This window comes from Oharaeibacter diazotrophicus (assembly GCF_004362745.1).
Classification (GTDB): domain Bacteria; phylum Pseudomonadota; class Alphaproteobacteria; order Rhizobiales; family Pleomorphomonadaceae; genus Oharaeibacter; species Oharaeibacter diazotrophicus.
The window spans coordinates 351868-373707 of record NZ_SNXY01000006.1 but is presented as its reverse complement, the minus strand read 5'-3'; the positions used below and the strand labels follow the sequence as shown (position 1 = coordinate 373707).

Sequence of the window (21840 nt, the reverse complement as noted above, 5' to 3'; positions counted from 1 at the left end):
GCGGTGTGGCGGAAATCCGGTTCGCCGGATCGGTCTCGTAGCGAGCCCGCAAGGTTCAGACCTTTGGTCGGAGCCTTGTGGGCGAGAAGCGCCCGACCGGGCGCCGGCCGAAAGGCCGAGACCTCGCAACGCCCCGACGAGTCTGTACCTTGCGAGACGGATATCAGAAGTGCGCGTAGCTGCCGGCGCCGAGATCCATCACCGCACCGTCGGTGCCGACCACGGTGACGCCGCGGCCGGCCTCGGCGCGGCCGATCGGCGTCGCGGCGACGCCGGCGTCGCGGCAGGCGTCGACGAAGGCGTCGCAGTCGTCCTCGTCGAGCGCGACGGCGATCTCGTAGTCGTCGCCCCCGCCGAGCGCGGTGCGCAGCAGCGCCGGGTCGGCGGCGATCGCCGCCCGCGCCGCGTCCGACAGCGGCACCCGGGAGGCGTCGAGGCGGATGGCGACGCCGGAGGCGGCCGCCATCTTGGCGAGGTCGCCGACGAGACCGTCGGAGACGTCCATGGCGCCGCCGGCGTGGGCGAGCACGGCGCCGGCCACCGCCGAGCGCGGTCGCGGCAGCAGGTAGCGGTCGAGCAGGTGGTCGCGGTCGGCGTCGGCGAGGCCGAGCCGGCCGGAAAGACCCGCATCGAGCCGGAGCTTCAGGCCGAGCGCGGCGTCGCCGATCGTGCCGGTGACGACGATCACGTCGCGCGGGGTGGCGCCGCCGCGGCGGGCCATCCGCCCGGCCGGCACCGCGCCGAACACGGTGACCGACAGCATCAGCCGCTCCGGCGAGCGCACGGTGTCGCCGCCGAGGAGGCGCAGGCCGTAGGCGTCCTGGTCGAGGGCGAGGCCGCGGCCGAGCGCCTCGGCGTCCTCGGTGCGCCAGCCGTCGGGCAGGCCGAGGCCGAGCAGGTAGCCGAGCGGGCGGGCGCCCTTGGCGGCGAGGTCGGAGAGATTGACGCGCAGCGCCTTCTGCGCCACCGCGTCCCAGGGATCGTCGGGGAAGAAATGGACGCCGGCGACGACGGCGTCCTTGGTCAGCACCAAGTCCTCGCCCGGCGGCGGGGTCAGCACGGCGGCGTCGTCGACGAGGCCGAAGGCACCCTCCCCGGCCAGCGGCGCGAACACGCGCGCGATCAGCTCGAACTCCCCGGGCCGGTCGGCCCCGGTCACGGCTTGGCGCCGACGGCCGGGAACTCGTCGGGCCGCAGATCGTGGGCGAGACGGTCGAGCACGCCGTTGACGAGCTTGGGCTCGTCGTCGCCGAAGAAGGCGCGGGCGATGTCGATGTACTCGGTGATGATGACGCGGCCGGGCACGTCCGGACGCTTGGAGAGCTCGTAGGCGCCGCAGCGCAGGATGGCGCGCAGCGTGGCGTCGACCCGCTTCAGCGGCCAGTCCTCGACCAGCGCGGTGTGGATCATCGGATCGAGCCGGCGCTGCTCGCCGACCACGCCCGCGACGATGTCACGGAACCACGCCGCGTCGGCCTGACGGTACTCGACGCCGTCGATCTCCTTGCCGAGGCGGTGCGCCTCGAACTCGGTGACGACGGCGACGATGTCCTCGCCGCCGATCTCCAGCTGGTAGAGCGCCTGCACCGCCGCGAGGCGGGCCGCGCCGCGCTGGTTGGCGGGGCGCGGCTCGGGGCGCTGGTTCGATCGGCCGATGTCGCTCATGGCAGGCGCTCTCGTCGGGTCAGGCGCCGAAGCGCTCGCGGAGCGCGATCATGGCGAGCGCGGCCTCGGAGGCGGCACCGCCCTTGTTCTTGTCGTTGCGGCGGGCGCGGGCCCAGGCCTGATCGTCGTTCTCGACGGTCAGAATGCCGTTGCCGACGGCGAGGCTCTCCGACACCACCAGCTCCATGATCACGCGCGCGGACTCGTTGGCGACGATGTCGTAGTGCGTGGTCTCGCCGCGGATGACGCAGCCGAGCAGGACGTAGCCGTCGTAGGAAACGACGCCGTCCTCGGCGGCGTCGAGCGCCATCGCGAGGGCGGCCGGGATCTCCAGCACGCCCGGCACCTGGACGCGGTCGAAGGTGGCACCGCGCGCGGTCAGCGCCTCGGCCGCACCGGCGAACAGCTCGTCCGCGATGTCGTCGTAGAAGCGCGCCTCGATGACGAGCAGATGCGGCGTTTCGGCCATTTGCGTTTCCTTCGTGTGGGCGGTGCGGCGCGAGAGACCACGCTGTGCGGATCGGGTCAAGGGGGACCGGCTGAGTTCGACGACCTCTCCCACGCTCACCCCCTCAGCCGTGCGACGTAGCGGGCCATCAGGTCCACCTCGAAGTTGATGCGGTCGCCGGCCCGGCGCTCGCCCCAGGTGGTGACGGTCAGCGTGTGCGGGATCAGCATGACCGAGAAGGTGTCGCCGTCGACGTCGTTCACGGTCAGCGAGGTGCCGTCGAGCGTCACCGAGCCCTTCTCGGCCACGAAGCGCGCGAGTTCGTGCGGCACGCGGAAGGTCAGGCGCGCCATGTCGGCGACGTCGTCGCGGGCGACCAGGGTCGCCACCGCGTCGACGTGACCGGTGACGATGTGACCGCCGAGTTCGTCGCCGATCTTCAGCGCGCGCTCGAGGTTGACGCGCTTGCCGGGCTTCCACTCGTCGAGCGTGGTCTTGGCGAGCGTCTCGACCGAGGCCTCGACGTCGAACCAGCCGCGGCCGCCCTCGCTGCCGCGCTCGATCACGGTCAGGCAGGCGCCCGAGCAGGCGATCGAGGCGCCGATCGCGATCGTCTCGGGGTCGTAGGCGGTGGCCATGCGGGCCCGCACGCCGGTGGCGCGTTCGTCGACGCGCACGACCTCCCCGACGTCGGTGACGATACCGGTGAACATCAGTCGGTCTCCTCGCGGCCGACGCGGACGAGGCGATCGTCCGCCAGTCGGCGTCGTTCCAGGGTTTCGTAGCGCGGGTCCGCCAGCAGGCGGGAGAGCGGCAGGCCGGCGAGCGCGGGCACGCCGCCCTCGCCCACCGTGACCGGAGCGGCGACGATCGCCGCCTCGTCGACGAGATCGGCCTCGACCAGCGCCCGGGCGACGCGCGCGCCGCCTTCGGCGAGCAGCGTGGTGATGCCGGCGCGGCCGAGCTGGCCGAGCACGTCGGCAAGATCGAGACCAGCCGAGAGATGGGGTTCGCCGGCGCGCGGCGCCACCAGCACCGAGGCGCCCGCCGCGCCGAGGGCGGCGATGCGCTCGTCGGGGGCGTCGGGCGCGACGAAGATCCAGGTGGGGACGCGGGAGGCGCCGCGCACCACCTTGGCGGCCGGCGGCGTCCGCGCCGCCGGGTCGAGCACCACGCGCACCGGCGAACGGTGCTCGCAGCCGGGCAGCCGGCAGGTCAGTTCGGGATCGTCGGCGAGGACCGTGCCGACGCCGACCATGATGGCGTCGTTGGAGAGGCGGAGGCCGTGGGCGTAGGCGCGGGCGAGCGGGCCGGAGATCGCCACCTGCCCGGCGCCGACCCGGCCGATCGCGCCGTCGGCGGAGACGGCGAGCTTCAGCGTCAGGTGCGGCCGGCCGCGGCGGACGCGGCTGACGTGGCCGGCGTGCAGCGCGGCACCCTCGGCGGCGAGCACGCCGCGGGTGACCGCGATGCCGTGGGCCTCGAGATGGGCGAAGCCGCGGCCGGCGACGCGCGGATCGGGATCGGTCACCGACGCGACCACCCGGGCGACACCGGCGGCGACCAGCGCCTCCGAGCAGGGCGGCGTCCGGCCGTGGTGCGCGCAGGGCTCGAGCGTGACGTAGACGGTGGCGCCGCGGGCGGCCTCGCCGGCAGCAGTGAGCGCCACCGCCTCGGCGTGCGGCCGGCCGCCGGGCGCGGTGGTGCCGCGGGCGACCACCTCGGGGCCGCCGGGGCCATGCCGGACCACGATGGCGCCGACCGAAGGATTGGGCCAGGCGCGGCCGAGGTTGCGACGCCCGAGCGCGATCGCCGCCGCCATGAAGCGGCGGTCGGTCTCGGGATCGGGGCGCCCGGCTGCCTCGCGCGGCGGCGAGGCGGCGGCGGCGATATGGCGGATCGGCGAGGTCACGGGCGTTCTCTGCCACGCCGGCGCGCGTCGATAAAGCCCGTCGTGGCGCGGATCAGGCAATCGCCGGCCGCGAACCGCGCCGTCCCGTAGCCCTGCACCTCAGTCGCACTTGTCCTCGGGCAGTGCCTCGTAGCCCATCAGGCGGCCGGCGAGGGCGAAGTCGCCGTAGTCCATGGTCATGTCGGTGGAAACGCCGTTCTCCCAGAGCTGGAAGGCAATGGTGTACTCGGGCGTCTGGTCACCGGTGGCGGTCGGGTCGAAATAGGACACCGTGACCGGCCAGTGCCTGACGGGACCGATCTTCGCGGCCGGACCGGGGGCCGCGTCGCGGCTCTCGCGGCCGATCAGCGTGGTGGTGCGGTAGGCCCGGCCGCCGCCGTCGGAGCCGTCGTAGACGTCCTGCTCGACCACGCTCGCGCCACCCTTGGCGGCCTCGATCACCTTCAGGAGATGGGCGGTCGGGAAAAGCGTGGTGCCGGCGAAGGTGACGGGCTTCGCCCCGCCGCCGAGCTCGACCGTGACCTTGCCGTCGGCACTCGCGGCGGTGCCCTTCACGTCCTCGGTCAGGACCTGGTTGGTGTAGGTCTGCGACAGGAACTGGAAGCCGGCGCCGTCGGCGTCCTCGTGGTTGGAGGTGCGCAGGTCGGTGACGGACCGGCTGCCGTCGTCGCCGGTGCTCGCGACCACGAAGCGGAAGTTGGTGGTGTAGCCCTCGCAGGCGTTGCCGGTGAACTCGTAGACCATCCGGCCCGTCATGTCCGGCGCGTCCTCCGACAGGCCGGCGCCGCCGGCGAGCGAGAGGTCGTAGACCGCCCGGTGCGGCGTCAGCGGGCCGGCGCCGGCGAGGGCCGGTCCGGCCGCGAGGAGCGCCGACACGAGCGCGGGCACGGCGGTGAATTTCATGACGGTCCTTTCCGGCGGGAGAGCCCGCGTCGTCGGGCGATGCGAGTCGCCGCGCTGCACCATACGGGACAATCGGGCTTTTTTCTAAAGCCGGCGCCACGGTCCACCGTTCCGTGTCGGCGATGGTCCCCGGGCGGTCGGGGGCCGGCCCGTCGGCGCGCTGGCGAGGTCGTTGCCAATCCCCCCGCGATCGGTCAGAACCGGCGCAGCCACATCTGAGGAAGGGATCCGATCCATGGCCGGTGTCGTCGAATCGCTGCTCGCCGAGCTCGGGCTCGCCCTGCCCGCCGCCCCCGCGCCGGCGGCCAACTACGTGCCCGTCGTGCAGACCGGCAACCTCCTGTTCGTGTCGGGCCAGATCTCGCGCAGCCCGTCGGGCGAGGAGGTCGCCGGCAAGCTCGGTGCGGGCCTCACGATCGAACAGGGCCAGCGCGCCGCCGAACTCTGCGCGCTCAACATCCTGGCGCAGGTCAAGGCCGCCGTCGGCGACCTCGACCGGATCGTCCGCGTCGTCCGCCTCAACGGCTTCGTCAACTCCGCGCCCGACTTCGTCGACCACCCGCAGGTGATCAACGGCGCCTCCAACCTGATGGGCAAGGTGCTCGGCGAGCGCGGCAAGCATTCGCGCTGCGCCCTCGGCGTCGCCGCCCTGCCCTTCGGCGTCGCGGTCGAGATCGACGCGGTCGTCGAGGTCGCGTGATGTCCGATCTCGGCTGGCTGACCGCCCGTCCGGTCGCCCATCGCGGGTTCCACGACGCGGCCGCCGGCCGGATCGAGAACACTCTGTCTGCGGTGGCCGCCGCCGCCGACCGCGGCTTCTCGATCGAGATCGACGTCCACCTCTCCGCCGACGGCGAGGTCTTCGTCTTCCACGACGATACGCTCGACCGCCTGACGGAAGGCCACGGGCCGACCGCCGGCCTCGCCATGGCCGACCTTCGCAAGGTGCCGTTCAAGGCGACGGCCGATCGCATCCCCGCGCTCGACGACGTGCTCGACCTCGTCGCCGGCCGGTCGACGCTGGTGATCGAGGTCAAGAGCCGCTTCGGCGCCCGCCAGCGCGACCTCGTCGAGGCGGTGGCGGCGAAGCTCGCCCGCTACGACGGTCCGGTCGCGGTGATGTCCTTCGATCCGCGCATGGTCGAGGATTTCGGCGTCGTCGCGCCTGCGCTCGTGCGCGGCATCGTCGCCGACGACGCCCGCGACCCGCACGACTACGGCGACCTCGACGACGCCGCGCGCGCCGATCTCGCCGCCCTCGCCCACCGGCCGTGGTCGGGCTTCCAGTTCGTCGGCTACTGGGTCGACCTGCTGCCGAACGCGATCGCCCGCCGCGTCCGCGAGGAGTGGCGCCTGCCGCTGCTGACCTGGACCGTCCGCAACCCCGCCGCCCGCGCCACCGCCGCGGCCCACGCCGACCAGATGATCTTCGAGGGCTTCGACCCCGAGGCCTGATACGATCCACGCGGAAACGAGAAGGGCGCCCACCGATCCCCCGGCGGGCGCCCTTCTCGTATTCCGGAGCCGGGAGTCGCCGCGTCAGCCTTCCAAGGCGGCGCGGATCTTGGCGGCGTGGGCGGCGAGCGCGCCGTGGTCGGTGGCGCCGCCGGCGTGCGGGCGGAGTTCCGTGCCCTCGAAGCGCGGCACGACGTGGAAGTGCAGGTGGAACACGGTCTGGCCGGAGGCCGCCTCGTTGAACTGCATCACCAGAACGCCCGGTGCGGCGAAGGCCTTCTTGACCGCGCGCGCCACCTTCTGTGTGGTCGCGACCACCGCGGCGAGCTGCTCGGGCGTGGCGTCGAGCAGGTTGCGCGCCGGCGTCTTCGGGATCACCAGCGCATGGCCGTCGGCCTGGGGCATGATGTCCATGAAGGCGAGCGTGTGCTCGTCCTCGTAGATGGTGTGGTTCGGGATCTCGCCGCGCAGGATCTTGGCGAAGACGTTGGCGGGATCGTAGGGCACCGGCATCGCGGTCTCCTTCGGCACAGGGTGGATCGGACGGGAAGGCGCTCAGCCGCGACCGCGGCCGCGGCAGGCCCAGCGCCACTGCCGGCGGCGGCCGGTGTCGATGTGGATCGACCGGGTGTGGCAGTAGAGCCCGATGCCGCCGCGGTCCGGCTGGGCGAAGAAGAAGCGCGCGAGGTCGTCGCGGGCGACGCCGGGCATGAAGAGGTCGAGGGCGTTGCAGAACATGTGCTGCGAATGCCGGGCGCCGTGGACGCGCCGGTTGTGCGCCGGCGAGCGGTAGCCCGACGTCACGACCACCTTGTGGCCGAAATGGCCCTCGGCGCGGCGCACGAGGCCGAGGAGGTCCGGCTTGATGCAGGAGACGTTGATCGCCGAATGGGCGAGCAGCAGGCCGTTGGCCGCCTGGACGATCTGGCGCGGGATGCCGGGCACGGTGCGGGCGAAGGGATGGTCCTCGCCGCCGAACAGGCCGCGCGGGTCGCCGTCGTCGCCGCGCGAGGCCAGCACGAGGTTGCCCTCCCAGGACACGCCCGGCAGGCCGGGAATCGCTTCGACCGGAGCGTCGGGCTTGGAGGAGTAGACGTTGACGAAGTCGTGCTCGAGGCCGTCGTCGATCGGCTCCTCGGGCACCGCGATCTTGGTCGGGTCGGCCTCGACCTCGCCGGCGAGGTCGGCCTCGGAAACCTCGTCGCCGCCGTCGTCCTCGACGACCGGAGCGGGGGTCGCGGCCGCGGCCGGCGCGGTCGTCGCAGCGGCGGGCGCCGCGGCCGTCGCGGCCGCCCCCGTCTTGCCGGATTGCGCCGCGGCGGCCTCGTCGTTCACCGCCGCCTCGGCGGCGACGACGGCCGGCGCGGCGGTGGCCGCGCGGAACATCGCCAGCAGGCTGCGCGGCTGCGCGGCGGCGGGCGCCTCCGCGGCGGACGCGGCGACCGGGGACGGCGCGCCGTCTCCGGTGGAGGCCGGAGCGGAATCGGACTTCGCGGCCGGAGCGGCGGCGTCGGGCTTCGCGGCGGGTGCCGCGGCGGCGGATTCCGTGGTCGGCGCCTTCGCCGGATCGGTGGCGGCGACGGTCGTCGCGGTGGCGCCCGGCTTGGCGGGATCGCGGCGGACGAAGTCGGCGGTGTCGTAGACGCTGGAGCAGGAGGAGACGACGATGGCGGCGCAGGCCGCGGCGATCAGTCGGACATGCATGCTCCCGTCTTCCCCGTCTTGGCCATCGGAACCGGCAAGGCCGGGCCGGTGCGCCGTCCGAACCGCGCAAAACCGCGGTGCCTCCCGGGTGGACGGCCGTCCGGACGCGCCGTCAAGGAATACCGGCGCGTCCGGGGACGCAAGCATTTTTTAGCAATCGTCGGGTCCACGGACCGCCCGTGGGCGGTCGTTTGCGCGATTCTACGGAGGTGGGGAACTCCCTTGGCGGGCGCTCACCACTTGCCCGTGTTGGGCATCGACGACCACGGCTCGGCCGGCTCCTTGGCCGCGCCCTTCTGCAGCAGCTCGATCGAGATGTTGTCCGGCGAGCGCACGAAGGCCATCCGGCCGTCGCGCGGCGGGCGGTTGATGGTCACGCCGGCCTCCATCAGGCGGGTGCAGGTGGCGTAGATGTCGTCGACCTCGTAGGCGAGGTGACCGAAGTTGCGGCCCTCGCCATAGACCTCGGGGTCCCAGTTGTAGGTCAGTTCCACCAGCGGCGCGGCGCCGGCGCGGGCGCGCTCGAGATCGTCGGGAGCGGAGAGGAAGACCAGCGTGAAGCGGCCCTTCTCGTATTCGGAGCGGCGCACCTCGACGAGGCCGAGCTTGCGGCTCCAGAAGTCCAGCGCCTCGTCGAGATCGCGGACGCGGACCATGGTGTGCAGGTAGCGCATCGGTGGGTTCCCCGGGGGATGGTGGCGGTCGATCGCTCCGATATAGGGCCGCACGGCGACGCGGCAAAGCGGTGCGTGCCGGCGTCGCGGCGGAAAGGAGGCGAAAAAACGGCGGCCGACGCCCCGGTTACCACGATCCGCCCTTGAAGTCGGGCCGGCCTTCGGTGGTAATCTTCGATTAGGGAATCACGACGGTGCGGGACGGACATCCGTTTCGGTGAGTGCGATCGTGGGGGCTGGTCCATGGCGAAGGGTCAAGTCGAAGTCGAGGCCTATGCCGCCGAAGAGGACGCTTCGCTCGACGTCATCGTCGTCGCCGGCCGGATCAAGTGGTTCGACGTCTCCAAGGGCTTCGGCTTCGTGGTGCCCGACGAGGGCGGCCTGCCGGACGTGCTGCTCCACGTCACGTGCCTGCGCCGCGACGGTTTCCAGACCGCCTACGAGGGCTCGCGCGTCGTCTGCGAGGTGCTGAACCGCAGCAAGGGCCTGCAGGCGCTCCGCATCCTGTCGATGGACGAGACCACCGCGGTGCATCCCTCGCAGCTGCCGCCCTCGCGCACCCACGTCCAGGTGACGCCGTCGAGCGGACTCGAGCAGGTCACCGTGAAGTGGTTCAACCGCATCCGCGGCTTCGGTTTCCTGACCCGCGGCGACGGCACCGAGGACATCTTCATCCACATGGAGACGCTGCGCCGCTTCGGCATCACCGAGCTGCGCCCCGGCCAGGTTGTGCTGGTCCGCTTCGGCGACGGCCCGAAGGGCCTGATGTGCGCCGAGATCCGCCCGCTCCAGCCCGGCGGCATCCCCTCCTCGCACTGACACGGGCGTCGTACCGACGCCGGCATCGTCCGCGATCGGCACCGTTCGCCGTGCCGTCGCGACGATGCATGCGCGTTCCGCCATGATCCGGCGGCAATCTTCGGGGAGGAATCGGTCGAACCGTTCCCTCCCCGGATTCGCAAGCCACCCGATGACCCCGAAGCCGTTCGCCCGCGCCCTCGCCGTCGCGCTCTTCTCGTTCCTCGTTCTCGCCGGACCGGCGCCCGCGCTGCACGCGCAGGCGATCGACGGCGATCCCCAGGTGGTCGAGGGGCCGACCTCGCCGCTGTCGATCACCACGAAGACCGGCGTCTATCCCTTCGAGGTCGAGGTGGCGGCGACGCCCGACGCCCGCGCGCTCGGCCTGATGTACCGCCGCTCGCTCGACCCGGACCGCGGCATGCTGTTCGACATGGGCGGCGTCGGCGAAGCCAACTTCTGGATGGAGAACACCTACGTCAGCCTCGACATCGCCTTCGTCGGCGCCGACGGCCGCGTCGTCTCGGTGGCGACCGACACCATCCCGCGCTCGCGCGCGCTGATTCCCTCCGGCGGCCCGGTGCGCTGGGTGCTGGAACTCAAGGCCGGCACCGCCCGCCGCATCGCCCTCGCCCCCGGCGACCGCATCGCCCACGACCTGCTGCCGCGGTGAACGAAGGGCGGCCGGTGGCCGGCCTCGGCGCCGTCAGGGCGGGAGCAGCGCGTCGACGAGGCGCTCGATCATCTGGGCCACGCCGTCCTCGCTCAGGGCGTCGCGGATGGCACGGCGTCTCATCGTGAAATGCGCGTCCTCGGGCAGGTCGACACGCGCGGCGACCGTGGCGGCGTGCAGCGCCGCCGCGGCGAGGTCCGCGTGCAGCGCCTCGGCCGGATCGAACTCGGGGATCGGCAGCGTCCAAATCAGATTGTCGAAATGGCGCGGATCGCGCTGGCCGACCGGCTGGAGGTCCCTGACACGGTCAAGAACGACGCCCGTGTTCAGGACCGCTGTCACGTAGGCGGCTTCGTCGATCGAATGGGCTGCCGCCCAGTAGGCCATGTGGTCGACGATGACGTCGTCGTCCAGGAGCCAGCAGGCGCTGAGCCGCGTTCCTGCCTTGGTGTACAGCACGCGTATCGGCGACCTTTGAGACTGGGCGGTCAGCTTTTGCAGATGATTGAGCGATTGGGTCAAGGTTGCACGAGGAACCCCTCCGGCACCCTTGTTGCTGTGCTCGTTCCACTTCGCCTCGGCGTCGCGCAGCCAAGCGGCGAGGCCACGATGCCCGCGCGCGTCCGCACCGGCGGCCGTCAGAATCGCACCGTCCTCCATCGGGACCACACCCGTCACGAGGTCGAGGACGCGATACGGCGCAACGGACTCGCCGAGCGCGATTTGGCGGAGGAACCGGCGCTCGACGGGGCCCTCGGGCGGCTCGACGCCCGTCCATGGCGCCTTGTCGAGATTGCCCACGCGGCCGCGTACACGGGGCGCCTCGCGGCGGCTTCCCAAGCGGCTGGTAGCGGCCATTTCGACGAGGAAGAACCGACGCGGAGTCAGTGTCGCACCCTGTCTGAAGCGCTTTCGATAGGGAGACGCGGCAACGAGCGTGCGCGGCCGGGGCCATGGTGCCCGAATGTGCGTGAGTGCTTCGGTCGCTTCGGCCTCGGTGGCATCTCGCCGCTTGAGCACGCCGACCCAGCGCTCGACCTCCCCGGGCAGCGCGCCGTCCCGGTCGCGCGCCCCGAAGAGGACACAGGTGCTGGTCGTGCTGCTGCCCGACTGTGCGCCGAAGATGGGCCAGACCCGTTCCAGCCCCCAGCCGCCGGTGATCGCCACCTTGACGCGCTGCATGCTGCCGTCGCGCATGCCGGCGAAGACCGGGGCGTTGAGCGCCGCATAGGGCAGCACGAGCGCCAGCGTGCCGCCCGGACGCAGATAGCGCTCGGCGCCGCGCGCCCAGAACAGCGCGAACATGTCCTGATGCGTGGCCAGAGGGCCTCCGACCCAGAGCCCGTAGCTCTGCAGCGCCTCGCGCAACCGGTCCTTCATGTCCGGACTCAGGTGGCGATAGACGATCCAGGGCGGATTGCCGATCAGCACGTCGGCGCGATGGCGGGGGTGGGACAGCCAGACCGGGCGCAGGAGATTGCGCAGGACGAAGGTCCAGATGTGGTCGCGGCCCTCGAGAAAGAGCCGCTTCAGCTGCGCGAAGGTGCGGCCGAGCATGGCGGCATCCTCGGGCGCGGCACCGGCGCGCGCGATCGCATCCCGGACCGCCTCCGGCTCGGCGAGCGTGTCGAGACCGCGGTTGAGTTCGTCGAGCGCGTGTTCGAACAGGCCGAGGTCGCTCGCGAGCCCTGCCGGGATCCGCAGCGGCGGATCGTTGGGCGGCACGTCGACCAGCACTTCGGCCGACGCACCGAGCGGGCGCAGGTTCCACTGCATGGAGTCGCCCATGTAGACGGGCACGTTGAGGACGGGCGGCCGGTCCTGCACCAGATCGCCGAGCGCGAGCAGCCACGTCACGCGCGCGAGCGCGACCGCGACGGGATGCACGTCGATGCCGAACACGCGATCGGCGCAGGCCGCGACGATCTCGGCGGACGGAACCCCCGCCGTCCGGCCCGCCGCGATCAGGTGGCGCAGCGCGTGGAACAGGAACGTCCCGGATCCACAGGACGGATCGAGTACGCGCTGCTCGAGCGGACGCGGAACGGCGGCCGCCACCACCCGCGCCGCCAGCCAGTCGGGCGTGTAGTACTCGCCGAGGTCGTGCCGTTCGTCGGGATCGATCAGGCTCTCGTAGAGGCTCTTGAGCACGTCGACCTCGACGTCGCGCAGACGGAAACGAACCGTCTCCGCGGCCAGCGCGTGCACCAGTGCCGCGCCGTCCGCCGCGAGCAGCGGCCAGTCGAAGAAGTCGGCCTCGACGGCACCGACGATGCCCTCGTTCGTCAGCAACCGGCCGGACAGCATGTCCGCGGGGTCCTCGATCTCGAGATCGAGGACGCGCGCCGCGATCGCCTTGACCAGGATGGTCAGATAGGTGTGCTGGAGGAACAGGGCGTCGCTGCCGACGTCGTCGCCGTAGACCTGACGCAGGAGGCCGTCCCAAAGGTTGCGCTTCAGCCGCACCTCGGGATGGCTTCCCACCTCGTCCCAGAGCCGCTGCAGTTCCGCGTGGGCGCGCCCGAACGCCAGACTGTAGCGGCCGAAGGCGAGCGCGACCGCGATCGGCGTCGGCATCATCTCGGGCTGGGGCGACAACAGCGGTTCGAGCCAGCCGAGGAGCCGTTCGGGGTGTTCGACCTGGACCTCGTAGCGGCCGATCTGCCTCAGCGTTCCGCGATCGAGCGTGTAGGCGACGAGCGATGCGCCGTCGGTGGCGAGGCCGACGTGGGTCCGGCCGGGAGCGCGGCCCCTCGCCGCGTCGGCGAGGTAGGCGGGCATGCGGGCGACCACGTCGCGCTCCTCGCGGCGGAGGTCGGTCTTCAGTTCGATGACGGTGGCGCCCCACGCGACGTCGATGCGCCCGCTGTTGTCGACCAGATAGCGCTCGTGCTCGAGTTCGCTGAATCGGGCACCGAACCCCTCGCGCAGCAGTTCCGTGACGAGACCGCGCAGTGCCTCGTGCCTCGGCCTCGACGCCATCGCGCGGACGATCTCCGGCAGGCGGTCCCGACGCCAGATCTCTGCCACTTATCCCCTCCCACCTTGCGCGACACCGTTGCCCGCGCACGGGGTGGAAGCATAGGCTGCCACGATGAGATTCACGCAGACAGATCTTTTCGCCCAGGACGACGCCGCGCGCAATTCCCTGTCGCAGGCGCAGCGGACGGCAATCCGGGCGCGCCTCGAGGCGACCCTGGCGCGTCTCGAAGCGGCGGAGACCTTTCCCTGGCGCGATCCGCTCGACGCCGTGCACGAGGAGAACCGCTTCCAGCGCGACTCCGAACTGCTCGGCGAGGAGGGCGGCCCGCTCTGGGACCGGTTCGACCGTGAAATGGACCGGCTGCACGCGACGCGATTCTGAATTCGCGGCGCGGCGGCCGCTTCAGGGTCGGGCCGTGACGACCCGGACCGGACCACGCGACCCGCGCCGGGCGCGGACCTGTCGCGTGCGGGTCGCGGACGGATGGTTGCGCTGGGCGACTTGTCGGGGAAGCCGGCATTCCGGAAGGTTCGTGTCGGTCTCTTCCCTGTGCCGCCGCCCGCCCCAGGGCTTGCCTTCGGACCTGGCCGCGGCTAGGTATTCCGCGGGTTCCGCGCGCCGTCGGGGCATAGCTCAGCCTGGTAGAGCACCTGCTTTGGGAGCAGGGGGCCGCAAGTTCGAATCTTGCTGCCCCGACCAGCGGATCCCGCGGCCTTCTGGCCGCAGAGATGTCACGGAGCCGAGGGGACGAGGTCGCGATGATCGCCCGGATCTACAGACCGACGCGCAACGCCATGCAGTCCGGCCAGGCGCGGACGAAGGACTGGGTGCTCGAATACGAGGCCGAGAAGCCGCGCAGCGTCGAGCCGCTGATGGGCTACACGTCGACGACCGACATGCTCCAGCAGATCCGCCTGTCCTTCGACACCAAGGAGGAGGCGGTCGCCTACGCCGCCCGCAACGGCATCCCCGCCCGCGTCGTCGAGCCCAAGGAAAAGACGACCAAGCGGATGTCCTACTCGGACAACTTCAAGTTCGGCCGCGCCGAGACCTGGACCCACTGACGGCGGGCCCGGATCGTCCCGGCCCGTCGGGACGTCCGATGCCGCGGCCGGCACGTGCATCTCGCCCTCGGGCGACGATCCGGAGCCGGCGCGCCACCCGCCTCGCACCACACCGCCACGACCGGGCCGCGCCGACCACCCGTGCGGCCCTCCCCTGACCGGCCCCATAGCTCAGCTGGATAGAGCAGCCGCCTTCTAAGCGGCAGGTCGGAGGTTCGAGCCCTCCTGGGGTCGCCAGCGCGCGACGCGCTTCGAAATTCCCCGCTCCCGTCGAAACCTTCCGGTCCGGCGGCCGTTCAGGGTTCGGCCCGGCGGCATCGTCACGACGCACCGCAGAGACGTCGCATCGCAGCGACGACACATCGGGCCGCCGATCCGGAGGGGGTATGAAGGTCTTCGAGTGCCAGAGCTGCCGCAACGCGGTTCATTTCGACAACACGGTCTGCATCGACTGCGGCCACCGCCTCGGCTACCTGCCGGAGCTGTTCGTGGTCACCGCGGTCGAGCCCGAGGGCGACGGTTGGCGCGCGCTGGCCGACCCGGGGCGGACCTATTTCTTCTGCGACAACGCCCGCGAGGACGCCTGCAACTGGCTGGTCGCCGCGGACACCGGCCGGACGCTCTGCGAGGCCTGCCGGCACAACCGCGTGATCCCCGACCTGTCGATCCCGGATCACGTGGCGGCCTGGCGCCGGATCGAACTCGCCAAGCGCCATCTGTTCTATTCGCTGACGCGCTGGGCGTTGCCGATGCCGGACCGCGACGAGGACCCCGAGGAGGGCCTCGCCTTCGATTTCCTGGCCGACGGCATCGCGCTCGACGGCACGTTTGAGAAGCCGCTCACGGGCCACGACACCGGCGTGATCACCATCAACCTCGCCGAGGCCGACGACGCCGAGCGCGAGCGTCGGCGCACGTCCATGGGCGAGCCCTACCGCACCCTGCTCGGCCACATGCGCCACGAGGTCGGCCACTACTACTGGGACCGGCTGGTGCGCGACCGCGGCAACCTCGACCGCTTCCGCGCGCTGTTCGGCGACGAACGCGAAGACTACGCCGCCGCCCTCGCCCGCCACTACGACCAGGGACCGCCGGCGAACTGGCGCGACGCCTACATCTCGTCCTATGCCACTGCCCACCCCTGGGAGGACTTCGCCGAGACCTTCGCGCACTACGTCCACATCGTCGACGCGCTCGAGACCGCGCGCTCCTTCGGCATCCGCATCCGTCCGCGCCTGCGCAACGCCGACCCGCTCGCCGCCGAGGTGGATTTCCAGCCCTATGCGCCCGGCTCGCCGAACGACCTGATCGAGGCGTGGGTGCCGCTCACGGTAGCCATCAACGGCGTGAACCGCAGCATGGGCCAGCCCGACCTCTATCCCTTCGTGCTGTCCGAACCGGTGATGGCGAAACTCGCCTTCGTGCACGACCTGATCCACGCACAGGCCCGACCGGTATAGCCCGACGGGCGTCAGTGCGGCGCCGCGCAGCGCGGCTCCGCGCCCCTGCCGGCGGCCGCCAGCAGCGCCTCGAGGCGGGCGACGGCGTCCTCGATCTGGTCGAAGGGTGCGGCGAAGGGCTCGGGATCTTCGCCGCGGCGCAGCAGTCGCGCCAGCAGGTGGCGATTGCGATCGCGCAGAAGCCGGGCCTCGCCCAGCAGCCGCTCCAGGCCCTCCACCACCTCGTCCTGCATCGCCGTCCCTCCGGATCCGCCACTCCCTCAAGGGTCCCCCGGAGCGGCGCCACGGGCAACTCGGCGCGATTGCGCATGGCAATTGTGCGCGTCGTGCATATTGGCGACCGCGGGAGGCCCGCCCCTGCCCGTAACGTCCGCGCTCGGTGGTTCGGTGCCGCCACGCGACGTGCGACTCGCGGCACACCGGCCGCCGAAAACGCGAAGGGCCGCCCGGTGGGGCGGCCCTGTCGTCGGCGGCGATCCCGTGGCGCTCAGGCGCTCACTTGATCTTGGCTTCCTTGAAGTCGACGTGCTTCTTGGCGACCGGGTCGTACTTCCGCATCGACATCTTCTCGGTCATGGTGCGGGAGTTCTTCTTGGTCACGTAGAAGTAGCCGGTGTCGGCGGTGGACACGAGCTTGATCTTGATGGTCGTCGCCTTGGCCATGGCCCGGCTCCTTTCGAGGGTCTCGAGATTCGACAACGGCCCTTCGGGCCGGGCACCGCGGGCGGCGCCAGATCGGCGCGCACCCTAGTCGAAACGCCGGAGTTGTCAAGAAACTCCGGCATCCGGCGCTCCACCGGGCGGGCGCTCGACGCCCTCCCCGCGGCGCGCCTCAGCCGGACTTGGGCCGGTAGCGGATGCGCAGCGCCGTCAAGAGCGTGTAGCCGCCGAGATAGCAGGCCGCGACGACGATGAAGCCGTGCGGATTCCAGGCGTCCAGGCCCCATCCCATCGACGCCGGGCCGATCAGCATGCCGACCGCGTAGAGGAAGATGAAGGCGGCGTTGGCGGCGGCGAGGTCGGCACCGGACAGCCGTGCGCCGAGATGGGCGAGACCGACGGTGTAGAGCCCGGCGGTGACGCTGCCGAAGGCCGCCACCAGAATCAGCAGCGCCGGCGTCCAGTGCGCGACGAAGGGAATCGCCGCGGTGAAGACGACGCCGAGGGCCGCGATCACGAGCAGCAGCTTGCGGCGATCGACCCGGTCCGACAGCACGCCGAGCGGGATCTGCGAGACGACGTTGCCGAGGGCGACCGCCGTCACCATCATTGCCGCCATGCCCTCCTCGAAGCCGAGGCGCAGGCCGTAGATGGCGATGAAGCTCATCATGCCGGATTCGGTGGCGCCCATGGCGAGGGCGGCGAAGGTGGCGATCGGCACCAGCGTGAAGAAGCGCCAGAACGGCCGGCCGCCGCCGCCCTCCATCGAGGGGTTGGAGCCGAGGGCGCCGAGCACAGGCAGCACCGACGTCGCCATCACCGCGGTGCCGATCACGAAGGGCAGCGATCCCTCCGAGCCGACAGCGGCGAGGATCACCGGTCCGACCGCGAAGCCGAGCGACAGCACGGTGGCGTAGACGCCGAGCACGAGGCCGCGCCGCGTCGACGGCGCCAGCGCGTTGATCCAGAATTCCGAGAGCACGAAGGCGGCGTTGATGGCGCCGTGGAACACCAGCCGCAGCAGCATCCACGCCGCGTAGCTCTCGAACACGTAGAACAGCGGGAACACGGCGGTCGCGAGGATCACCGAGGCGGCGAGCATCCGCGCCGCGCCGACCCGCGCCGCGATCGTCGGCACGAACGGCGTCGTCACCAGCGAAGCGATGCCGGCCATGGCCGAGTTGAGGCCGATCGCCGAACCGGACAGGCCGCGTTGCTCCATCACCAGGGCGAGCAGCGGCAGGCCGAGGCTCAGCGAGGTGCCGACGGCGGAGATGGCGCCGATCGCGGCGGCGATGCCGAGGAGGCGCTGGCGGTCGAAGCCGGCGGAATCGAGGGCGGACGAGACGGTCATGGGAACACTCGGGACGAATCGGAACGGAACGGGGGACGCGCGAACAGGCGGCGCCGGCGGATCAGGCCGGCGCGGCGGATCGTGATTTTCCCATCCGTTCTCGTAGGATCGTCATGAGCGCCGGGACCGCGGGAGGATTTCCACCGTTGCAATACGACCGCATCATAGCAGGCCGATGACGGGAAGGAAATCGGACGGGCGTGAACGCGCGGGGCGGGCGACGTGTCCGACGTTCGCCCCCTGCCCTCACGCGGCGTCGCGCCAGCCGTAGATCCACTCCATGCCGCCGAGCAGGCGCTTCGGGCCCATCAGGCGCATGGCGGCGTTGCGGGCGAGGGCCGGCAGGCCGGCGAGGTGGTAGACGGTGGCGTTGCGGCGGGCGGTGGCGACCACGTCGGCGACGCGGCGGCGGCGGTCGTCGGCGTAGGCGGCGAGCCGGTCCGCGACGGGCGCGCCGGTGTCGGCGAGGCGGCGAGCGAGCACGGCGGCGTCCTCGATCGCCATCGCGCCGCCCTGGGCGACGAAGGGCAGCATGCCGTGCTGGGCGTCGCCGATCAGGGCGATCCGGCCGCGCACCCACGGCGCGGTCGGCGGCGCGGCGCAGAGCGCCCACTTGCGCCAGGTCTCCGGCAGTTCGAGCAGCCGCCGCACGTCGGCCGGCCAGTCGGCGAAGTGGCGGATGAGGTCGTCGCGGTCGCCGACGACGTTCCAGCGCTCGTCGGCCCAGGTGTCGTCGACGGCGGCGACGATGTTGAAGGCGCGTCCCGCGCGGATCGGATAGTGGACCAGATGGGCCTTGGCGCCGAGCCAGAGCCCGGTCACCGAGCCGAAGTCGCCGCCGGCGGGCAGCGCCTCGACCGGCAGGGTCGCCCGCCACGCGGTGCGGCCGGAGTAGACCGCACCGCCGGCGCGCAGAACGTCGCCGCGCACCCGCGACCACACCCCGTCGGCCCCGACCAGCACGTCGGCGACGAGGCGCCGGCGCGCGCCGGCGATCGTGGCTTCCACGGCGACCGCGTCGGCGCCGTCCTCGACCCGATCGACGACGGCGCCGAGCGACAGCGTGATCTCGGGGCGGCGGGCGACGGCGTCGAGCAGCAGGGCCTGGAGGTCGCCGCGGTGGACGACGACGTAGGGCGCGCCGTGGGCGGCCTCGAAGGCGGGGCCGAGCGGCAGGCGCACGATCTCGCGGCCGGCGGCGGCGTCGCGGATCGCGATCGCCGCGGGCCGGACGCCGACGGCGTCGAGACCCGGGCCGAGGCCGAGACCGGCGAGCACGCGGGTGGCGTTGGGGGAGAGCTGCAGGCCCGCCCCGACCTCCTCGAGGCGGGTGGCGCGCTCGAGCAGATGACTGGCGATCCCGCGTTCGGCGAGCGCGAGCGCCAGCGCGAGGCCGGCGATGCCGGCCCCGACGATCACGACCGTGGGGCCTTCGGACATGACGGCCTCAGGCGGCCTTCGGCGTGTAGGAGCACTCCGCCGGCACGGCCTCGGCCGGCTTCAGCGCGGGGTCGTAGCGGTAGAGCGTCGAGCAGTAGGGGCAGATCTTCTCGGCGTCGTCGCCCATGTCGAGGAAGACGTGCGGATGGTCGAAGGGCGGCTTCGCGCCCACGCACATGAACTCCCGCGCGCCGATGCGGATGACGTCGACACCGGCGTCGTTGGCGAAATGGGGAACGAGCGCACCAGCCATGAAGTCCTCGCTGCCAAGCATGGCGGGGCCGCCCGGGCGCCCGCCGCCGTCGGTTCCGTCATAGCGGCGCGCGCCGCGGGCGTCGAGCCCCGGGATGCTTCGGATGCGCGCGGAAACCGCGGAGCCACCGCCGCCGCGGCGCGTTCCCCTTCCCTTGCGGGGCCGAAGCGCCTTATGGTCCGCCGCCCGAGCGTGGCGGCGATGGAGCGAGCCGAATGCCGAGTTTTTCGTCCGATGGCCTGGACCTCTCCTATCTCGACGAGGGTTCCGGCGATCCCGTCCTGCTGATCCACGGCTTCGCCTCGAACAAGCAGGTGAACTGGGTCTATCCCGGCTGGGTCGACACGCTGACCAAGGCCGGCCGCCGCGTCGTCGCGCTCGACAACCGCGGCCACGGCGACAGCGCCAAGGTCTACGATCCCGAGGCCTATCGGCTGCCGGCGCTGGCCGCCGACGCCGTCCGCCTGCTCGACCACCTCGAGATCGAGCGCGCCGACGTCATGGGTTACTCGATGGGCGCGCGAATCTCCGCCTTCGTGGCGCTGACGGCGCCGTCGCGGGTGCGCTCGCTGATCCTCGGCGGCATGGGCCTCGGCCTCGTCGAGGGCGTCACGCTCGGCGAGCCGGTGGCGCAGGCGCTCGAGGCCGCCAGCCTCGCCGAGGTATCGGACCCGACCGGCCGCGCCTTCCGCCAGTTCGCCGACCAGACCAAGAGCGACCGCCTCGCGCTCGCCGCCTGCATCCGCTCGGTCCGCCAGCCGATCGAACGCGAGGACATCGGCCGCATCGCGGTGCCGACGCTGATCGCCGTCGGCACCCGCGACCTGATCGCCGGCTCGCCGCACGACCTCGCCGCCCTGATGCAGCACGCCGAGATCCTCGAGATCCCCGGCCGCGACCACATGGTCGCCGTCGGCGACCGCGTCTTCAAGCAGGGCGTCACCGAGTTCCTCGCCCGGAGGGCGTGAGGGCCTACCCCTCCTCGCCCTCGCCCCCCGCCTTCAGGCGCACGACGGTGACGGTGCAGCCGGCCTCTGCGACGACGGCGGAGGAGACGCTGCCGAGGTGGCGGCGGAGCGCGCCGGAAGCGCGGGCGCCCATGACGATGTGGTCGACCGCGTTGAGGCGGACGTAGTCGAGGATGGCGTTGCCGGGGTCGACGGCCTCGAGCACGTGGAAGCTGACGCGGTCCTCCGGCAGGTCGAGCGCCCGGGCCCAGTCCTTGAGCGCGACCAGCCGGGAGACGTAGACGGTGCGCCCGGTGGCGTCGTGCTTCGGATCGTCGCCGACCAGCTTGGTGCGGATCACCGTCAGGCAGGCGAGCCGCGCCCCCGGCTCGGCGGCGAGCACGCGGGCGACGTGGAGGCGGACCTCCTGGGCGAGCGGGTCGGAGCCGGCGGAAAGATCGACCGCCGCCACGATCACCGGCGCCGCCGAGATGCGCCGGGCCACCGAGATTTTCGGCAGCGGCCGGCGCTCCATCCGGCGGGCGCCGAAGAAGCCGCGGATGCGCTCCATCAGGCTCGTCTCGTGGCCGCTGCGCGCCGCACGCTCGGTCAGCGCCACCTGATCGGGATGGCGGAGGTCGAACAGGAGCTGGCCGGCGCTGGCGTAGCGGTCGGCCGGGTCGATCTCGAGGCAGCGGAGAATCACCTCCTGCAGCCAGCGCGGCACCTTGCCGTCGCGGCTGCGCGGCGGCACCGGCGGGGCGTAGAGCCGCCGCTTCTGGCCGGAGGTCGACACCGGCTCGCCATAGGGTTTCTCGCCGGTGGCGAGCTCGTAGAGGATGCAGCCGAGCGCGAAGATGTCGCTGGCCGGCTGGCTGCGGTCGCCGAGCAGCTGTTCCGGCGCGATGGTCGCCGGCGAGCCCATCGGCACGTCGCTCTCCTCGCCGAGGAGGTCCGGCAGTTCGTCGTGGCGGGCGAGGCCGAAGTCGATCAGCACGGCGCCGCGCTCGGCCAGCACCACGTTGCCGGTCTTGAGGTCGAGGTGGACGACGTGCTGGCGGTGGAGGTCGACCAGCGCGGCGGCGATCCGGGCGCCGATGCGGGCGGTCTCCTCGGGCGAGAACGACTCGCGGCCGAGCCGCGATTCCAGCACCGGGCCGTCGACGTATTCCATCACGATGTAGGGCAGCCGGCGGAGGTCGCCGGCGGCGACGAAGCGCGGCACGTGCCGGCCGGTCAGGCGACGGAGGATCATCTCCTCCGTCTCGTAGGCGACGATGGTGGAGACGTCCGCGCCGGCGCCGAGGAAGGGCGCCTTCAGGACGAGCGGCATCGACCAGTCGGGATGGTTGACGCGCCAGATCGCCCCCATGCCGCCGACCGCGATGCGCTCCTGCAGCACGAACCCGTCGATCACCGCCCCTGGCGCCAGTGCCGCCGCCTTCAT

24 protein-coding genes and 2 tRNA genes are annotated in these 21840 nt (G+C 72.1%); 10 read left to right on the top strand and 16 right to left on the bottom strand.

The window, feature by feature from the left end:
- Positions 1–163: 163 nt before the first annotated feature.
- From thiL to EDD54_RS01870, 6 genes are all read right to left on the bottom strand, one after another.
- Entirely contained in the window at positions 164–1159 is a 996-nt protein-coding gene (thiL, locus tag EDD54_RS01895) for a thiamine-phosphate kinase (RefSeq protein ID WP_245515613.1), read from the bottom strand.
- Complete coding sequence (nusB, locus tag EDD54_RS01890; RefSeq protein WP_126537098.1) at positions 1156–1665, bottom strand: transcription antitermination factor NusB; 510 nt, start codon at positions 1663–1665, stop codon at positions 1156–1158. Before nusB ends, thiL begins: the two co-directional genes overlap by 4 nt.
- Before the next feature lie 19 nt (positions 1666–1684).
- A complete protein-coding gene (gene ribH, locus EDD54_RS01885; RefSeq protein WP_126537100.1) occupies positions 1685–2134 on the bottom strand; it encodes a 6,7-dimethyl-8-ribityllumazine synthase in 450 nt (149 codons plus the stop codon).
- A 95-nt stretch (positions 2135–2229) separates the two neighbouring features.
- Positions 2230–2826, bottom strand: a complete 597-nt coding sequence (locus EDD54_RS01880; protein WP_126537102.1) for a riboflavin synthase — start codon at positions 2824–2826, stop codon at positions 2230–2232.
- Entirely contained in the window at positions 2826–4025 is a 1200-nt protein-coding gene (ribD, locus tag EDD54_RS01875) for a bifunctional diaminohydroxyphosphoribosylaminopyrimidine deaminase/5-amino-6-(5-phosphoribosylamino)uracil reductase RibD (protein WP_245515612.1), read from the bottom strand. Before ribD ends, EDD54_RS01880 begins: the two co-directional genes overlap by 1 nt.
- A gap of 99 nt (positions 4026–4124) precedes the next feature.
- On the bottom strand, positions 4125–4928 hold the full coding sequence (locus tag EDD54_RS01870) for a cell envelope integrity EipB family protein (RefSeq protein WP_165644931.1): 804 nt from the start codon (positions 4926–4928) through the stop codon (positions 4125–4127).
- 235 nt (positions 4929–5163) lie between these two features.
- On the opposite strand from EDD54_RS01870, the gene EDD54_RS01865 reads away from it, so the two are divergent.
- The gene (locus EDD54_RS01865; RefSeq protein WP_126537106.1) at positions 5164–5628 is read left to right on the top strand and encodes a RidA family protein; all 465 of its coding nucleotides are present in this window, start codon (positions 5164–5166) and stop codon (positions 5626–5628) included.
- On the top strand, positions 5628–6383 hold the full coding sequence (locus tag EDD54_RS01860; RefSeq protein WP_126537108.1) for a glycerophosphodiester phosphodiesterase family protein: 756 nt from the start codon (positions 5628–5630) through the stop codon (positions 6381–6383). The genes EDD54_RS01865 and EDD54_RS01860 overlap by 1 nt, the downstream gene beginning before the upstream one ends.
- An 84-nt stretch (positions 6384–6467) precedes the next feature.
- Here EDD54_RS01860 and EDD54_RS01855 read toward each other — a convergent pair whose 3' ends face one another.
- From EDD54_RS01855 to EDD54_RS01845, 3 genes are all read right to left on the bottom strand, one after another.
- Positions 6468–6896, bottom strand: coding sequence for an HIT family protein (locus EDD54_RS01855; protein WP_126537110.1), 429 nt, complete (start codon positions 6894–6896; stop codon positions 6468–6470).
- Between the two features lie 42 nt (positions 6897–6938).
- Positions 6939–8087 (bottom strand): YcbK family protein, encoded by a 1149-nt coding sequence (locus tag EDD54_RS01850; RefSeq protein WP_166653423.1) that lies wholly within the window; start codon positions 8085–8087, stop codon positions 6939–6941.
- Between the two features lie 233 nt (positions 8088–8320).
- Complete coding sequence (locus EDD54_RS01845) at positions 8321–8761, bottom strand: VOC family protein (RefSeq protein WP_126537114.1); 441 nt, start codon at positions 8759–8761, stop codon at positions 8321–8323.
- Positions 8762–9004: 243 nt separating this feature from the next.
- Between EDD54_RS01845 and EDD54_RS01840 the strand changes: the two genes are divergently transcribed.
- Positions 9005–9580 (top strand): cold-shock protein, encoded by a 576-nt coding sequence (locus tag EDD54_RS01840; RefSeq protein WP_126537116.1) that lies wholly within the window; start codon positions 9005–9007, stop codon positions 9578–9580.
- A 151-nt stretch (positions 9581–9731) separates the two neighbouring features.
- Positions 9732–10232 carry a DUF192 domain-containing protein gene (locus tag EDD54_RS01835; RefSeq protein WP_126537118.1) on the top strand — a complete coding sequence of 167 codons (501 nt, stop codon included), beginning with the start codon at positions 9732–9734 and terminating at the stop codon, positions 10230–10232.
- Between the two features lie 33 nt (positions 10233–10265).
- Here EDD54_RS01835 and EDD54_RS01830 read toward each other — a convergent pair whose 3' ends face one another.
- Positions 10266–13262, bottom strand: a complete 2997-nt coding sequence (locus tag EDD54_RS01830) for an N-6 DNA methylase (RefSeq protein ID WP_126537120.1) — start codon at positions 13260–13262, stop codon at positions 10266–10268.
- A 64-nt stretch (positions 13263–13326) separates the two neighbouring features.
- On the opposite strand from EDD54_RS01830, the gene EDD54_RS01825 reads away from it, so the two are divergent.
- The 5 genes from EDD54_RS01825 (at position 13327) to EDD54_RS01805 (ending at position 15739) form a co-directional block, all read left to right on the top strand.
- The gene (locus EDD54_RS01825; RefSeq protein WP_126537122.1) at positions 13327–13596 is read left to right on the top strand and encodes a hypothetical protein; all 270 of its coding nucleotides are present in this window, start codon (positions 13327–13329) and stop codon (positions 13594–13596) included.
- Positions 13597–13837: 241 nt separating this feature from the next.
- Positions 13838–13914 (top strand) — tRNA-Pro (locus EDD54_RS01820).
- A gap of 59 nt (positions 13915–13973) precedes the next feature.
- The gene (locus EDD54_RS01815) at positions 13974–14279 is read left to right on the top strand and encodes an ETC complex I subunit (protein WP_126537124.1); all 306 of its coding nucleotides are present in this window, start codon (positions 13974–13976) and stop codon (positions 14277–14279) included.
- 160 nt (positions 14280–14439) lie between these two features.
- Positions 14440–14516: transfer RNA gene (locus tag EDD54_RS01810), tRNA-Arg, on the top strand.
- 149 nt (positions 14517–14665) lie between these two features.
- Positions 14666–15739 carry a zinc-binding metallopeptidase family protein gene (locus EDD54_RS01805; protein WP_126537126.1) on the top strand — a complete coding sequence of 358 codons (1074 nt, stop codon included), beginning with the start codon at positions 14666–14668 and terminating at the stop codon, positions 15737–15739.
- Positions 15740–15750: 11 nt separating this feature from the next.
- Here the strand turns inward: EDD54_RS01805 and EDD54_RS01800 are convergent, their stop codons facing one another.
- The 5 genes from EDD54_RS01800 to EDD54_RS01780 all read right to left on the bottom strand — a co-directional run bounded on the left by EDD54_RS01800 (position 15751) and on the right by EDD54_RS01780 (position 19446).
- Positions 15751–15972 (bottom strand): hypothetical protein, encoded by a 222-nt coding sequence (locus tag EDD54_RS01800; RefSeq protein ID WP_126537128.1) that lies wholly within the window; start codon positions 15970–15972, stop codon positions 15751–15753.
- Positions 15973–16234: 262 nt separating this feature from the next.
- Positions 16235–16402: a 50S ribosomal protein L33 gene (rpmG, locus tag EDD54_RS01795; RefSeq protein ID WP_126537130.1), complete on the bottom strand. Its 168-nt coding sequence runs from the start codon at positions 16400–16402 to the stop codon at positions 16235–16237.
- Positions 16403–16571: 169 nt separating this feature from the next.
- Entirely contained in the window at positions 16572–17753 is a 1182-nt protein-coding gene (locus tag EDD54_RS01790; protein ID WP_126537132.1) for an MFS transporter, read from the bottom strand.
- Between the two features lie 246 nt (positions 17754–17999).
- Positions 18000–19193 (bottom strand): FAD-dependent monooxygenase, encoded by a 1194-nt coding sequence (locus EDD54_RS01785; protein WP_126537134.1) that lies wholly within the window; start codon positions 19191–19193, stop codon positions 18000–18002.
- 7 nt (positions 19194–19200) lie between these two features.
- Positions 19201–19446 carry a zinc-finger domain-containing protein gene (locus EDD54_RS01780; RefSeq protein ID WP_126537136.1) on the bottom strand — a complete coding sequence of 82 codons (246 nt, stop codon included), beginning with the start codon at positions 19444–19446 and terminating at the stop codon, positions 19201–19203.
- 215 nt (positions 19447–19661) lie between these two features.
- Between EDD54_RS01780 and EDD54_RS01775 the strand changes: the two genes are divergently transcribed.
- On the top strand, positions 19662–20414 hold the full coding sequence (locus tag EDD54_RS01775; RefSeq protein WP_126537139.1) for an alpha/beta fold hydrolase: 753 nt from the start codon (positions 19662–19664) through the stop codon (positions 20412–20414).
- 4 nt (positions 20415–20418) lie between these two features.
- On the opposite strand, the gene EDD54_RS01770 is transcribed toward EDD54_RS01775, so the two are convergent.
- A complete protein-coding gene (locus EDD54_RS01770) occupies positions 20419–21840 on the bottom strand; it encodes a serine/threonine protein kinase (RefSeq protein ID WP_126537141.1) in 1422 nt (473 codons plus the stop codon).